This is a genomic window from Streptomyces sp. NBC_00654 (assembly GCF_026341775.1).
Taxonomy (GTDB): Bacteria; Actinomycetota; Actinomycetes; order Streptomycetales; family Streptomycetaceae; genus Streptomyces.
The window spans coordinates 829,999-843,997 of record NZ_JAPEOB010000003.1; the positions used below are offsets into that span (position 1 = coordinate 829,999).

Here is a 13,999-nt window from a genome sequence, read left to right on the forward strand (position 1 = left end):
TGAGCTGTTCGTGGAAGATCTCATCGGAGTCACCCAAGCCGCCCAGATCCCCCGACAGCGAAGTGAGCAACTCCTCGACGCCGCGGTGCGTTACGCGGAGGAGCGCCACTGGGACGTGTTCCCGGGCACCTGGCTGGAGGCGGTGGACGGGCGGAACCGATGCTCCTGCGGGGACGACGGCTGCGCCGCTCCCGGCGCCCACGCCCCGCGTCCGGACTGGGCGGGCCAGGCGACCGGCAGCGCCGCGGCAGCACGCCGGATGTGGTCCAAGCACCCCAAGGCCTCGGTCCTCCTGCCGACCGGCCGTACGTTCGACGTGCTCGACGTCCCCGAGTCCGCGGGGTTCCTCGCCCTGGCCCGGATGGAGCGGATGGAACTGACGCTCGGTCCGGTCACCTGCACCCCGGACCGCCGGATGATGTTCTTCGTGCTGCCGGGCGCCGCGGCCAAGGTCGCCGACCTGGTGCGGACGCTGGGCTGGAACGCCGAGTCGATCGACCTGACGGGCATCGGAGAGGGCCATTACGTGGCCGGCCCGCCGACCCGGGTCGGCGGGCGCGGTGCCGTCCAGTGGGCCTGCCGGCCCACCCCCGCCAACCGGTGGCTGCCGGACGCGGAGGAGCTGATCAGCCCGCTCGCCTATGCCTGCGCACGTGAGGCCGCGGATGCCCGGACGCGCCTTTCGTAGGGTGGTCCCCAACGTATGGGGATATCGAAAGGCTGTGCCATGCCCGACCAGGCAGATGCACGAGAAACAGATACACAAGAAGAAAAGACCGACGCGCGGGACATACGGACGAGCGGGGCGGGCGGAACGCGTACGGCGCCGCCCGCCGTTCATGTGCGGGGGCTGTGGAAGCGGTTCGGGGAACAGGTCGCGGTGGCGGGCATCGACCTGGAGCTGCCCGCGGGCAAGTTCATCGGGCTGGTGGGGCCCAACGGGGCGGGAAAGACCACCACACTGTCGATGGTCACCGGTCTGCTCCGGCCCGACATGGGGCAGGTCGAGGTCGCGGGCCACGATGTGTGGACGGACCCGGTCGAGGTGAAGTCCCGGATCGGCGTACTGCCGGAGGGGCTGCGGCTCTTCGAGCGGCTGTCGGGACGTGAGCTTCTCGCGTACACCGGACGGCTGCGCGGGCTGCCGGGGGACGAGGTGGACAAGCGGGCGGCCCAGTTGCTGGACGTTCTGGATCTCGCGGGGTCCCAGCACAAACTGGTCGTGGACTACTCCACCGGCATGCGGAAGAAGATCGGGCTCGCCTCCGCCCTGCTGCACAACCCCGAAGTGCTCTTCCTCGACGAGCCCTTCGAGGGCGTCGACCCGGTGTCGGCACAGACCATTCGCGGGGTTCTGGAGCGGTACACCCGCTCCGGGGCGACCGTCGTCTTCTCCAGCCATGTGATGGAACTGGTCGAGTCGCTGTGCGACTGGGTGGCCGTCATGGCCGCGGGCCGGATCAAGGCGCAAGGCACCCTCGCCGAGGTGCGCGGCGACGCGCCCTCGTTGCAGAGCGCCTTCCTGGAACTGGTCGGCGCGGGCGGCCGGGACACCGCGGACTCCCTGGACTGGCTGGGCGGTGCCCGATGAGCGTGCTCGACGCCCCGGCGGGTGCCGCGGCCCCGGCCGGCCGGGGCGAGAGCCTCGTCTCCGTCTTCGTACGGCTCAAACTGACGCTCCTGCGCAACGGGCTGCGGCAGTCCTCCGGACGGCGGGCCGCGTTCATCGCCTCCCTCGTCGTCACCCTGCTGCTCGCCGCGAGCCAGGTGCTCGGGCTGATCCTGCTGCGCGGCAACGAGCAGGTGGGCACCCTCGTCGTGCTGCTCACCGGGGTGGTGGCGCTCGGCTGGGCCGTGCTGCCGCTGTTCTTCCCCAGCGGCGACGAGACGCTCGACCCGAGCAGGCTGGTGATGCTGCCACTGCGGCCCCGCCCGCTGGTCCGGGCGCTACTGGTGGCCTCTCTGGTCGGCATCGGCCCGCTGTTCACGCTCTGCCTGTTCCTCGGCTCGGTGCTGGCTCTGGCGCACGGGGCGGCGGCCGTGGTGTTCGCGGTGATCGCGGTTCCGCTGACGCTGCTGATCTGTGTGGCGCTCGCCCGGTCCGTGGCCACGGCCAACATCCGGCTGCTGACCTCGCGCAAGGGCCGCGACCTGGCGGTACTGAGCGGTCTGGTGATCGCGGTGGGCATCCAGTTCGTCAACTTCGGGGCGCAGCGGCTCGGGCAGGCGGGCGGGCTCGGCGCGCTGGAACCGGCTGCGGACGTGGCGCGCTGGCTGCCCGCGGCCTCGGCGATCGCCTCGGTGGACGCCGCCTCGGACGGTGCGTACGGACCGGCCCTCGCGCAGCTGCTGATCTCGGTGGTGGCCCTGGGGGTGCTGCTGTGGCTGTGGCAGCGGAGCCTGGTGAAGCTGATGACGGCACCGGACGGTTCGACGCTGGTCGCGGCGGAGCCCTCGCGCAAGGGGTCCGGCTCCGGACGCACGGGGCTCGCCGGGCTGCTGCCGGAGGGCCGAACGGCCACGGTGATGCAGCGCAGTCTGCGGTACGTGGCACGGGACCCGAAGACCAAGGCGGCCTGGGTGACGGCGCTGGCGATCGGGATGATCGTGCCGGTGCTCAACGCGGTGCAGGGGGCGGGTTCGGTCTACTTCGCGTGCTTCGCCGCCGGGATGCTCGGCATGCAGATGTACAACCAGTTCGGCCAGGACACCTCCGCGTTCTGGATCGTGGCCCTGTCGATCTCCTCGGCCCGGGACGCGTACGTCGAGCTGCGGGCGCGGGCCCTGGCCCTGCTGCTGATCACCCTGCCGTACACGATTCTGGTGGCCGTGGTGACAGCGGCGGTGCTGGGCGACTGGCGGTCGCTCCCCGGGGTGGTGGGGCTGTCGTTCGCCCTGCTCGGCGCGATGCTGGCGACCGGCGCGGTGGCCTCCGCGACCTACCCGTACTCGATTCCGCAGGACGGCGCGTTCAAGAACGTGGTGCCGGGGCAGGGCGGGCTCGCCTGGATCTCGATCCTGGGCGGAATGGTGGCCTCGGCACTGCTGGCGGCGCCGGTGATCGCCCTGACGGTCTGGATGCACGCGTCGGACCGGCAGGACGCGTTGTGGCTGCTGATACCGGTGGGCGCGGTGTACGGGGCCCTCATCGGCTGGGCCGGGCTGCGGCTGGCCGCCCCGCGCACGGCGGACCGGCTGCCGGAGATCCTGACCGCGGTCAGCAAGGGCTGACCGGGCGGGGCGCCGTCGGCGGGTGGTGCGCCGCCGACGCGCGGTGAGCGGCCGGCGGGCGGGGGCCCGGTCACCGTGCCGGGCCCTGCCGCCGACTGCGGGCTACGGGCTACGGCGCCACCGGCTCCCGCTCGCCCCGGGCGTCCTCGGCCAGTTGCTCCAGGAACGGCTCCACCGCCGCCCGCCAGCCCTCCGGCTGGTCGTAGTGGACGAGGTGTCCGGCGTCCGCCACCTCCGCGTACTGTCCGCGGGGCAGGACGCGGACCATCTCCTGGGCCTCGGCCCGGCCCAGCTCCCCGTCCAGGCCGCGCAGCACGAGGACCGGGCACCGGACCTGAGCCAGCTCCTCCCAGTGCGCGTCGAAGACCCAGGTCGCCCGGGACTTGAGCATCTGACGGCGGGAGAACACGGGGCGCCAGCCGTCCGCCCGCTCGGCCATCACCTCGGCGTAGAACTCACCGCGGGACGGGTTCGGCCGCTCCACCCAGGGATCGTCCTCCCCGAACCACTTCCGTACGTCGGCGAGCGTCGCGAAGGGGACGGGCCAGGAGTCGAACCAGTCGCCCCACTCCCGCTGGGAGGCGGCACCGATGGCGGAGGCCCGCATGTCGCAGATGACCAGGGCCCGGACGAGGTCGGGGCGCTTGGCGGCGAGCTGCCAGCCGGTGAGGGCGCCCATCGCGTGTCCGATGACGGTGACGGGGCCGAGGCCCAGCTGCTCGACGGCGGCCTCGGCGTCGGCGACGTAGGCGTCACGGGTGTACGGCCCGTCCGCAGGCTTCTCGCTGCGGCCGTGGCCCCGCTGGTCGAGGCCGACCGCGCGGTGCCGCTCGGCGAGCCAGCGGGCCGTGGCGGCCCAGTGGGAGGCCCGGCCCATCAGTCCGTGCAGCAGTAAGACTCCCGGCGCGCGCTCCGCCTCCGCGCGTCCTTTGGGCGGATCGGCGAACTCCCACGCCGCGAGACGTACACCGTGGGATCCGGTCACATCGATGCGCTTCACCACAAGCCCTGGCACCCCCTTCTGGTCCTCGATCACCGTATGGACGCGTCCCGCCAGACTATCGAACTCTTATTCGAAAGCTGGGGTCCGCCATGCAACACCCCACGTTCGAGTGACCACCCCCGAGGATTGATGCCCGCCGCCGAGGGGAGATCTTCTCCGGGAGGCGGGCCGCTCGGGGAAAACGGTCCGTAGGGAATGACCTTGAGAGCTCGGGGCTCCGGGTCAGCACGGGGGAGGACCGGCCCCGGCGCCCTCCGGCGCCGGGGCCGCCCCCTGTTCCGGAGGAGCCGGGCGCGCGCCTCCGAGCGCCCGGCCCGCTCCGTACGACAACGATGGCAAGCGGCAGCCGGGGCCGGTCCGTGACAAGGGCGTACGGGAGCGCGGCAGCCACCTTCCGGTGCACATGCCAGTACGACGGGCGCATTCCCTGCTCCCTCCCCGACCGCGCGGCCGAACCCGGCCGGCACCCTCAGGTCATATGCCTGGCCTCAGCCTGGCACGCGAGGCGCGCGGGCGCTGCAATTCCGGACGGAAAACAGAAAGCGGGCGTTACGGCTCGGTTGCCGTAACGCCCGCTTTCCCTGTTCCGTGCAGCGCTCCGCGTACGCGGAACACACCGTTACACGCGCCCCCGCCGCACGCCGGGCGCATACGCGGGGCACCCGCCCCCGCCGGCGCCCCCGTCAGCGCTCCGGTCGCCGCGCCGGCCGGCGCGGTGCGGCGCGGTGCGGCGCGGCGCGTCAGCGCTTGGCGACGAACACGTGCGACGCGACCTCGGCGTCCAGCTCGGCCGCCTCCCCGCTGGAGCCGACGAGCACACCGCCGGGCGACTCCGTCACGCTGACCACGGAGCCGGGCTGCACGCCCGCCCGCCGCAGCGTGTACATCAGCTGGGCGTCGGTCTGGATCGGCTCCCCGATCCGCCGCACCACCACCGTCTTGCCCTCCGCCCCCGGGTCGAGGTCGGCCAGGCTCACCATGCCCTCGTCCAGGAACGGATCGGCCTCGGCCTTCTCGCCCAGCTCCTCCAGACCCGGGATGGGGTTCCCGTACGGAGACTCCGTGGGGTGCCGCAGCAGCTCCAGCACCCGGCGCTCCACGGCCTCGCTCATCACGTGCTCCCAGCGGCACGCCTCCGCGTGGACCTGCTCCCACTCCAGGCCGATCACGTCGACGAGCAGGCATTCGGCCAGCCGGTGCTTGCGCATCACGCGCGTCGCGAGCCTGCGGCCCTCGTCGGTCAGCTCCAGGTGACGGTCGCCCGCGACCTGCACGAGCCCGTCGCGCTCCATGCGGGCCACCGTCTGGCTGACCGTAGGACCGCTCTGGTCCAGCCGTTCAGCGATCCGGGCGCGCATGGGGACCACGCCTTCCTCTTCGAGTTCGAGGATGGTGCGGAGATACATCTCCGTGGTGTCGATCAGTCCGGACATACGTGCCCCTCGATGCTGTGACAAGAAAACGTCGTGCGATGGCCCTCCACCAATTCTGACGCATACCGCCGACAACCGTGCCGCGCCGACCGAAGGCCGTGTGGCCGAGCCTCGCGGGTGCTATTGACAGGTCACTGGTCCAGACCGCAACGTGATCGGCGGCACGGACACCCCCACCCCGCCGAAAGGGCTCTCTCCGATGAGCGACAGCAAGCTGGCCGGTCAGTTCTTCGACGCTGCGATCGGCCTGTTGACGCGCGTGCGCGACGAGGAGTCCGACAGCATCGCGGCCGCCGGTGCCGCCATCGCCGACACCGTGGCGGCGGGCGGCCGGCTCTTCGCCTTCGGCGCCGGGCACTCCTCCCTCGCCGCCCAGGACGTCGTCTACCGGGCGGGCGGGATGGCCCTGATGAATCCGCTCGTGGTGCCGGGCACGATGGGTGTCGACGTCATGCCCGCCACGCTCGGCTCCGCACTGGAGCGGGTGGACGGGCTCGCCTCGGCGGTGCTGGACTCCAGCCCCGCCGCCTCCGGCGACGTACTCGTGATCATCTCGCTCTCCGGGCGCAACTCGCTGCCCGTCGAGATGGCCCAGAACGCCCGCGCGCTCGGACTGAAGGTCATCGGGGTCACCTCGGTCGCCTACACGGAGGGCACCCGCTCACGGCACGCCTCGGGCGGCTTCCTGCGGGACCACTGCGACATCGTGCTCGACAGCAAGATCGCGATCGGCGACGCGGAGCTGACGATCGACGGCGTCGAGGCGCCGTTCGCGCCCGCCTCCACGGTCGTCACCAGCGCGCTGATGCAGGCGATGATGGCCGCCGCCGCCGAGGCGCTGGTGGCCCGGGGGATCGAACCGCCGCTGCTGCGCTCGGGCAACGTCGACGGCGGTCACGAGTGGAACGGGCGGGTCATGACCGAGTACGCGGACCGGATCTTCTACCGCCACTGATTCCCGGTCCGCCACTGATTCCCGGAACGCCTCTGCTCCCCGGAACGCCTCTGCTCCCTTCCCGGAACGCCGCTGATTCCCGGACCGCTACCGGACGCCGAGGCCCGGTTCCTCAGCCGTCGGCGGCGAGCAGCTGGTGCAGATCCACGGCGGACGCCACCCGGACCGCCACGCTCTCCGCGTACATCGCGTCCGGGCGTTCGAACGCGACACGATTCGCCGCCCGCAGGAACGTCACCACGCCCAGGGTCCGCCCCCGGCTCCGGAGCACCGTGCACAGGGCGTGCGCCGCGTCCCGGGGCCACTGCCGCTCCACCGCCCACGCCCCGCCCGCCGCATCCGCACCCGCGCTCGTCCGTACCGTGCCGACGCGGTCCACCGCCTGGAGGGCCGGGTGGCCGGGACCGTAGCGCGCCGGGGCGGCGCCCCCCGACACCGGCAGGCACGGGCCCGGCGCGTCGGCGGGTGTCGCGGCCGTCCGCACCAGCCGCTCCCCCGCCAGCAGGTCGACCAGCACATGGTCGGCGAACCCGGCGAGGGCGAAGTCCAGCGAGGATGTCGCGGCCTCCATCGGGTCCTCGCACTCGGAGGCCGCCCGCGCGGCCCGGTGGAGCTGGTTGGCCCGGAAGCGCACCCGGTCCGCGTCCTGCTCGGCCAGCTTCGCCCGGGTCACGTCCTGGAACAGCCAGCCCACCCCCAGCGGCACCGGCTCCTCGGTCAGCGGTGAGGCCAGCCGCACGAACCCGCTGCGCCAGCAGCGCCGCCGGTCCCCCTCCGCCGCCCGCAGGGTCACCCAGGTCTCGGTGGGGACGGCGGGCGCCCCCTCGGCGAGCACATGCTGCAACGCGCCCTCCAGATCCTCGACGCCCTGGACGACGAGGTCGCCCAGCGGCCGCCCCAGCAGGGTCGTACGGCCGCCGCCCAGCGCGCGTGCCGCGTAGGAGTTGAGGACGGTGGGCCGCAGATCCACATCGACCAGGACCACACCCCAGGACGCGTCCTGGAACAGCGCCTCGCTGAGTGCGATCGACCGCTCCAGGTCTATCTGGGCGTGGACCTCGCTGAACGCGCAGTACACCCCGGCCGGTTTCCCGTCCGCGCCGCGCACCCCGGCCGACTGGGTCCGTACGAGCACCCGGCCGCCGTCCTTGCGCAGCAGCGCGAATTCGTGCACCAGACGCCCCGGCGCGGACATGGCGGCCATCAGCCGCTCCCGTACCTCGTCCGCGTCGGCCCGGCGCACGGCCCAGCCCGCGAATCCGGTCCGGCCCACCGCCTCGTCGGCGGACCAGCCGAGAATCCGCTCGGCCTCACGGTTCCAGTGGGTGATCGTGCCGCCCGCGTCGAACGCGCACAGGGCGGCGTCCATCCCGTCGAGCAGCGCGGCGAGCAGTTCGGACCCGGGGACCGTGGCGCCGTCCGGGGCCGCCGGGGCCGCGCTCACGGGGTCCTCCTCCGGCCCGAGAGCGTCGGTGGTCCCACTGCTCCTGGAAGCACTCACTCCGTACCTCCCGCAGGACGTGTCGGCCCTGGGGCCGCTCGTGTGGATCAGGCCGGGCCGGCGTGCCGCGCCCGGCTCCCCGATCCTGCCCGATCCCGGCGGAAGACCCTGGCCGCGCGTGGTGCCGCACGCATTACCGCACGTCACACCATTCAACTCGAACGTGACCCGGAGCACAGCCACTTCACCGAAATCCGGCCGACCCCTTCGGCTCCTCCCGGCGTCGGCGGGAGTTCACCTCCGAGCGCGACGGGGCCTCGGTGCCGAACCCGCCCCTGGGCCCTGGATTAAATAGGTTGAGGCTCCCGGGCGGGGTTTCCTAGGCTGAAGGCACACAAGAGAGGAGGTGTTCCGGAAGTGATTTATCTTCGGACTCGTGAGGTGGCTGCGGGCTGACGCCCGTTGTCGCGCTCTTGCAGTGCCGGCCGGTCATCGGCCAATCCCAAGCAGTCACCGACCCGCAGGCTCGCCGGTAAGTCCGGCCGGCCCCTCCGCAAGGAGGGACCAGAGCCTGCGGGTTTCTGCGTGTCCGGGCCGCACGCGTGCGCGCGCCCGGACACGTACGCGCGCACGCCCCGTGTCCGGAGCCGTACGCGCGCACGCCCTACGGGCAGAGCCGCTCCACCCGCCAGCCCGCGTCCCCGCGCACGTACCGCAGCCGGTCGTGCAGCCGGTTCTCATGCCCCTGCCAGAACTCGATCGTGTCCGGGACGACCCGGAAGCCGCCCCAGTGCGGCGGGGCCGGGACCTTCTCGCCCTCCGGGTAGCGGGCGGCCAGGTCCTCGTAACGCGTGAGGAGCTCCTGACGGGAGCCGATGACCGTGGACTGGGCACTGGCCCACGCGCCCAGCTGGGAGCCGTGCGGGCGGGTACGGAAGTAGGCGACGGTCTCCTCGCGGGAGACCCGGACCGCGCTGCCGGTGACGATGACCTGGCGGGCCAGCGGGTGCCAGGGGAAGAGCAGCGAGGCATACGGATTCGCGGTCAGCTCGCGGCCCTTGCGGGACTCGTAGTTCGTGAAGAAGACGAAGCCGCGGGCGTCGTAGTGCTTCAGCAGCACCGTGCGCGAGGACGGGCGGCCCTCAGGCGTGGCGGTGGAGACCACCATGGCGTTCGGCTCGTGGAGCACGCCGCCCGCCGCGACCTGGCGGAACCAGCGGGCGAACTGGTCCATCGGATCGGGGCTGAGGTCCTGCTCGGCGAACTCCTGCGAACGGTACTGCTCGCGCATCGCCGCCGGATCAGTGGTGCAATCGGAATTGGGGGAAGGAACGGAGGCAGGAGCGGAGGAGGCAGCGGAGGGGGCCTTGTCGTCTCGTGTGGGCACGGGGTCATCCTGCCGCAGCGGGCAAGTGTGCCCGGCGAGGAGGGGTGGTAATCGCTCACCGTCGAAATGGGGCCCTGTGCCGGATGTCACGCTTCCCCGGGTCATCGGAACCCGCCAATATCTTGGGGCAGGCCCTTGTGGCCTTCGTACAGCCACCACCCGCGCCGAACTGAGGGAGCCGTCTGATGTCCGACTTCGTACCGGGACTAGAGGGAGTCGTCGCCTTCGAGACGGAGATCGCCGAACCCGACAAGGAAGGCGGCTCGCTCCGCTACCGCGGGGTCGACATCGAGGACCTCGTCGGCCAGGTGTCCTTCGGCAACGTCTGGGGCCTGCTGGTGGACGGGGCGTTCAACCCCGGTCTGCCGCCCGCCGAACCGTTCCCGATCCCGATCCACTCCGGTGACATCCGGGTCGACGTGCAGTCCGCGCTGGCGATGCTCGCCCCCGTGTGGGGCCTGAAACCGCTGCTGGACATCGACGAGGCGACCGCCCGCGACGATCTGGCACGGGCCGCCGTGATGGCCCTGTCGTACGTCGCGCAGTCGGCGCGCGGCCAGGGGCTGCCGATGGTGCCGCAGAACGAGATCGACAAGGCCCGGTCCGTGGTGGAGCGGTTCATGATCCGCTGGCGCGGGGAGCCGGACCCCCAGCACGTCAAGGCCGTCGACGCGTACTGGACCTCGGCCGCTGAGCACGGCATGAACGCCTCCACGTTCACCGCCCGGGTCATCGCCTCGACGGGCGCCGATGTGGCGGCCGCGCTGTCCGGCGCGGTGGGCGCGATGTCGGGCCCGCTGCACGGCGGCGCGCCGTCCCGGGTCCTCGGCATGATCGAGGAGATCGAGCGCACCGGCGACGCGACGGCATACGTGAAGAAGGCCCTGGACCGGGGCGAGCGCCTGATGGGCTTCGGTCACCGGGTGTACCGGGCCGAGGACCCCCGGGCCCGCGTCCTGCGCCGTACGGCCAGGGAGCTGGCCGCGCCGCGCTTCGAGGTGGCGGAGGCGCTGGAGAAGGCCGCGCTGGAGGAGCTGCACGCACGGCGCCCCGACCGGGTGCTGGCGACGAACGTGGAGTTCTGGGCGGCCATCGTGCTGGACTTCGCGGAGGTCCCGGCGCACATGTTCACGTCGATGTTCACCTGTGCCCGTACGGCGGGCTGGTCGGCGCACATCCTGGAGCAGAAGCGCACGGGCCGCCTGGTGCGCCCCTCGGCGACGTACGTCGGTCCCGGGACGCGGAACCCGGCCGAGATCGCGGGCTTCGACCAGCTGGCGGCCCTGGGGAACTGAACCGCTCCGGCGCGTGCGCGGGCCGGGGCACCGGCCGTCGGAGCACTGGGGCGTGGGCTCGCGGGGATCGTCAGACCGACTCCAGGAGCGCCGTGTAGGCACCCTCGGCGCTCCTGCCCTCGGCGGTGCCCGCGGGCGTGTGGGCGAGGAAGTCCGCGGTCGATCCGTTGAGGACGAGCCGCCCGGCCGCGAGGACCGACACATGGTCGGCCTCCTCGGCGAGATCGGCCACGTCATGGGTGGACATCAGGATCCTGACCTCCCTCTTCAGGCCCGCCAGCAGGTCCCGGAAGACGCGCCGCTGGCGCGGGTCCATACCGGCCGTCGGCTCGTCGAGGAGCATCACCCTGGCCTCGTGCACGAGAGCGCAGGCCACGCCCACCCTGCGCAGCTGGCCCCCGGAGAGCCGGTCGGTCCGCTCCTCGGACAGTTCGCCGATCTCCACGCGGTCCAGGGCCCGCGGGGCCCGCTCCCACGCGCCGCGCCGGTCCATGCCCTTGAGCCACCCCACGTACGCGACGTACTCCCGGACCGTGAGGGAGGGCAGTGGCGTGATGGTCTGCGGCATCCACGCCACCGCCCGGCGGTACTCCCTGGACCGCGCGGACGCCCCGTCCAGGGTCACCGTCCCGCGGCAGGGCGGGGCGACCGCGGCGGCGAGCCTCAACAGGGTGGACTTGCCCGCGCCGTTGGGCCCCAGGAGGATCGTCAGCCCGTCCGGCAGCCGGAAGTCGAAATCCCGCAGTACGGGGCGGCGGCGACGCCCGTACGCATAGGTGCAGGATTCCAGGACGACGGTCATGCGGGCCTCCGTGGGCAGAAGATGTGGAAGCCGATGCCGACGGCCAGCATCAGCACGGCCCCGGTGGTGGCGTACCAGGTGTGGGCCGGTTCGAGCAGCACGGTCCACGGATAGGGGTCGCCCGGGCCGCGCAGTCCGAACATGACGACCAGCAGCGGCCACACCGCGGGCATGAGCACGGCCGAGCTTCCGAACAACGCGCCGCACAGCAGGGTGAGTCCGGCGAGGAAGGCGGTGTTGCGGTCCAGGGTCCGGGCCGCCCGGGAGCCGGTCACCTCGGCCAGCGCGGAGCCGATCGGCCCCGCGAGCGCGACGACACCGAGGGCCAGCAGGGCGTCGTACACGCGCACGGGCCGGACGCCGGAGTCCTCGGCCGGTCCGAGCCGCGAACCCAGGCAGTTGAACAGGACCGCCGTCAGGGCGAGCGGCACGAAGAGCATGGCCTGCGCGCCCTCCGAGGTGCCGAGCGAGATCGACGGCAGGGGAACCGGTCCGTCCTGGACCATCGCCGCCAGCAGGACGAACAGCAGAAGGCCGGCCGGCAGATGGGTGTGGACCCGGCGGGCCTTGAGCCACCACATCACGCCGCCCGCTCGCAGGCGGCGGCCACCGTGTGCCGGAACCAGCCCGTCTGGTCCCGCGCGCTCATACCGAGCACCTCGTCCACCCGCGCGCGCAGCGCGTCACGGCTGCGGGCCGTGAAGTCGGGCTCGGCCGCGAGGCGCCAGAGGTAGGTGTCCCCCTCCCCGACCTTCATGGACACCCAGTAGTACGCCTGCCGGGCGAGGCCGGTCGCCGGAGCCTCGCAGGTGAAACGGACGGCCGCACGGGCCACTTGGTAGCGCGCGGTGCCGGGCGCGAGAGGGATGTGCCACGCGGTCGCGGTGGACGGTTCCGGGTACCGGATCGCGGTGAAGGAGTCGGTGATCGTGGCCGGCCGGGCCTCGATCTCCGCCGCCCGGAGCACCTCCAGGGCGCTGTCCACGTCCTCGCTCAGGGCGGGGAGCGCCCCGGCGTGGGCGGACGGCAGGCAGATGCGGGGCTTCTCGCCCGCGCACGACACCGGCCCGTGCCCCATGCTCCGCGGAGCCACGTAGCTCCAGTCCTTGACCAGGGTGTACGCCCCGCCGACGCTGCCCATCGCCACCGCTGCCGCGAGCGCCGACCGCGGCCAGGGGCGGCGCGGCCCCGACCAGAGCAGGACAACGGCCGCGCAGAGCCCGAGGGCGATCAGGAGCGGGGCCGCGAACGAGGACACCGTGGGCAGCTCGCCGAACATCAGCTTGCCCGAGAGGAGTCCGGTGAGATGCCGGGGCCAGGGGACCGTCAGGGCCACGGACCAGCCGACGAACAGGAAGTCGGCGACCGCGATCACGGGCACGGCCGCGATGTGCCGTACCCGGACCCCCCAGGCGAAGCCGATCACCGCGTGGGCGGTACAGAGCAGCATGGCGAAGGCGACGAGCCCGATCCCGGCCGCGTCGGGGGGAGTTCGCTTCTGGACCAGAGCGCACAGCGTGGGCAGGACCAGGATCAGCCAGGCCAGCACGACCACGGGGACGAGGCTGTGGGCGGCGATGGTGTAGCGGGAGCGTACGGCGCCCCACTGCCACAGGTCCGCCTTCCCCAGCTTGCGCGCCTCCCAGGCACCGAGCGCCGCCGCCACCGCGTAGACCACGGGTGTCAGATTGCGCAGCACCGCGTCGACGACGGTGGGTGCGTAGCCGAGAGGATCCAGTCGCAGATCGTCCTGAATGTCGGTGAGGTAGTAGGCGAGCATGAGCAGCAGCACGACGGGCGCGACCCACATCGCGCTGCTCGACCGGATTCGGGTGAGTGCTTTCAACGGTTTCCTCGCGGCAGCTTCGGGACGGGCCGAGGCGCGGCACCCCCGCAGGGACACCGCGCCTCGGCGGGAGATTCAGCTGTCGGCCTTGGTGGTGTCCACGTTCACCTTGCCCACATGCAGCAGGCAGCAGCTGCCGCCCTGGCCGATCCTGTCGGCCTCGAAGAAGAAGTCGGGTTCGGACGGAAGTCCCGTCCACTCGCCGTTACTCACCGAGGAGCCGCTGTTGAAACATTTACTGAAGGTCTTCATGCCGTAGTAGTCATTGGCCGTGAGGGCATCGTAGTCCCAGAGTTTGACGACCACGCTCTTCTTCGTGGCGTTCTCCGCCTGGCAGCCGGTGAAAAGGATCTGGCTGTAGCCCGCGTCGGCCCACTTCGTCCTGGATGTCTCGCCGTCCGTCCAGGAGTAGATATGGCTCGACCAGTTCGCCCAGGCCCCGGGGGCCGTCGCCAGCACCGCGGCTGCCGCGAGACCGATCACTGTCGAAACACACTTGGAAATTCCCACACGCATTCGAATTCCCCCTGTTCGATCCGCCGGCACCACGCCCCCATAAAGCGTGACCATGACCGGGCGGGACACACAGAGGTTAACGAGTGGTCA

The 13,999-nt window shown here is 72.1% G+C and carries 13 protein-coding genes; 5 read left to right on the forward strand and 8 right to left on the reverse strand.

Annotated elements, in window-relative coordinates:
* The first annotated feature begins 10 nt into the window (after window positions 1-10).
* Genes OHA98_RS36105 through OHA98_RS36115 form a run of 3 tightly spaced genes read left to right on the forward strand, consistent with a single transcriptional unit; the run spans window position 11 to window position 3,231 of the window.
* Complete coding sequence (locus OHA98_RS36105; RefSeq protein WP_266931962.1) at window positions 11-688, forward strand: bifunctional DNA primase/polymerase; 678 nt, start codon at window positions 11-13, stop codon at window positions 686-688.
* A gap of 39 nt (window positions 689-727) precedes the next feature.
* Entirely contained in the window at window positions 728-1,591 is an 864-nt protein-coding gene (locus tag OHA98_RS36110) for an ABC transporter ATP-binding protein (protein ID WP_266931964.1), read from the forward strand.
* Window positions 1,588-3,231 carry a transporter gene (locus OHA98_RS36115; protein WP_266931966.1) on the forward strand — a complete coding sequence of 548 codons (1,644 nt, stop codon included), beginning with the start codon at window positions 1,588-1,590 and terminating at the stop codon, window positions 3,229-3,231. The genes OHA98_RS36110 and OHA98_RS36115 overlap by 4 nt, the downstream gene beginning before the upstream one ends.
* A 109-nt stretch (window positions 3,232-3,340) precedes the next feature.
* Here OHA98_RS36115 and OHA98_RS36120 read toward each other — a convergent pair whose 3' ends face one another.
* Together OHA98_RS36120 and OHA98_RS36125 are read right to left on the reverse strand one after the other, a co-directional pair.
* Window positions 3,341-4,234 (reverse strand): alpha/beta fold hydrolase, encoded by an 894-nt coding sequence (locus OHA98_RS36120; protein WP_266932570.1) that lies wholly within the window; start codon window positions 4,232-4,234, stop codon window positions 3,341-3,343.
* Window positions 4,235-4,974: 740 nt separating this feature from the next.
* Entirely contained in the window at window positions 4,975-5,667 is a 693-nt protein-coding gene (locus OHA98_RS36125; protein WP_266931968.1) for a metal-dependent transcriptional regulator, read from the reverse strand.
* A gap of 199 nt (window positions 5,668-5,866) precedes the next feature.
* Here OHA98_RS36125 and OHA98_RS36130 point away from each other — a divergent pair, with 199 nt between their 5' ends.
* Window positions 5,867-6,622, forward strand: a complete 756-nt coding sequence (locus tag OHA98_RS36130; protein ID WP_266931969.1) for an SIS domain-containing protein — start codon at window positions 5,867-5,869, stop codon at window positions 6,620-6,622.
* A gap of 112 nt (window positions 6,623-6,734) precedes the next feature.
* Here the strand turns inward: OHA98_RS36130 and OHA98_RS36135 are convergent, their stop codons facing one another.
* The gene (locus tag OHA98_RS36135; RefSeq protein ID WP_266931971.1) at window positions 6,735-8,123 is read right to left on the reverse strand and encodes a PAS domain-containing protein; all 1,389 of its coding nucleotides are present in this window, start codon (window positions 8,121-8,123) and stop codon (window positions 6,735-6,737) included.
* A gap of 604 nt (window positions 8,124-8,727) precedes the next feature.
* Complete coding sequence (gene pdxH, locus OHA98_RS36140; protein ID WP_266931973.1) at window positions 8,728-9,354, reverse strand: pyridoxamine 5'-phosphate oxidase; 627 nt, start codon at window positions 9,352-9,354, stop codon at window positions 8,728-8,730.
* Window positions 9,355-9,635: 281 nt separating this feature from the next.
* Between pdxH and OHA98_RS36145 the strand changes: the two genes are divergently transcribed.
* A complete protein-coding gene (locus OHA98_RS36145) occupies window positions 9,636-10,745 on the forward strand; it encodes a citrate synthase 2 (RefSeq protein WP_266931974.1) in 1,110 nt (369 codons plus the stop codon).
* A gap of 70 nt (window positions 10,746-10,815) precedes the next feature.
* Here OHA98_RS36145 and OHA98_RS36150 read toward each other — a convergent pair whose 3' ends face one another.
* From OHA98_RS36150 to OHA98_RS36165, 4 genes are all read right to left on the reverse strand, one after another.
* Window positions 10,816-11,547 (reverse strand): ABC transporter ATP-binding protein, encoded by a 732-nt coding sequence (locus OHA98_RS36150; protein WP_266931976.1) that lies wholly within the window; start codon window positions 11,545-11,547, stop codon window positions 10,816-10,818.
* Window positions 11,544-12,128, reverse strand: a complete 585-nt coding sequence (locus OHA98_RS36155) for a hypothetical protein (protein WP_266931977.1) — start codon at window positions 12,126-12,128, stop codon at window positions 11,544-11,546. The genes OHA98_RS36150 and OHA98_RS36155 overlap by 4 nt, the downstream gene beginning before the upstream one ends.
* The gene (locus tag OHA98_RS36160; RefSeq protein ID WP_266931978.1) at window positions 12,128-13,393 is read right to left on the reverse strand and encodes a hypothetical protein; all 1,266 of its coding nucleotides are present in this window, start codon (window positions 13,391-13,393) and stop codon (window positions 12,128-12,130) included. Before OHA98_RS36160 ends, OHA98_RS36155 begins: the two co-directional genes overlap by 1 nt.
* 75 nt (window positions 13,394-13,468) lie before the next feature.
* Entirely contained in the window at window positions 13,469-13,876 is a 408-nt protein-coding gene (locus OHA98_RS36165) for a hypothetical protein (protein ID WP_266931979.1), read from the reverse strand.
* Between the last annotated feature and the right edge of the window lie 123 nt (window positions 13,877-13,999).

Coding starts and splice junctions, on each gene's coding strand:
- OHA98_RS36115 (WP_266931966.1), top strand. CDS start 1,588: ATGAGCGTGCTCGACGCCCCGGCGGGTGCCGCGGCCCCGGCCGGCCGG.
- OHA98_RS36130 (WP_266931969.1), top strand. CDS start 5,867: ATGAGCGACAGCAAGCTGGCCGGTCAGTTCTTCGACGCTGCGATCGGC.
- OHA98_RS36150 (WP_266931976.1), bottom strand. CDS start 11,547: ATGACCGTCGTCCTGGAATCCTGCACCTATGCGTACGGGCGTCGCCGC.
- OHA98_RS36110 (WP_266931964.1), top strand. CDS start 728: ATGCCCGACCAGGCAGATGCACGAGAAACAGATACACAAGAAGAAAAG.
- OHA98_RS36155 (WP_266931977.1), bottom strand. CDS start 12,128: ATGTGGTGGCTCAAGGCCCGCCGGGTCCACACCCATCTGCCGGCCGGC.
- pdxH (WP_266931973.1), bottom strand. CDS start 9,354: ATGCGCGAGCAGTACCGTTCGCAGGAGTTCGCCGAGCAGGACCTCAGC.
- OHA98_RS36125 (WP_266931968.1), bottom strand. CDS start 5,667: ATGTCCGGACTGATCGACACCACGGAGATGTATCTCCGCACCATCCTC.
- OHA98_RS36145 (WP_266931974.1), top strand. CDS start 9,636: ATGTCCGACTTCGTACCGGGACTAGAGGGAGTCGTCGCCTTCGAGACG.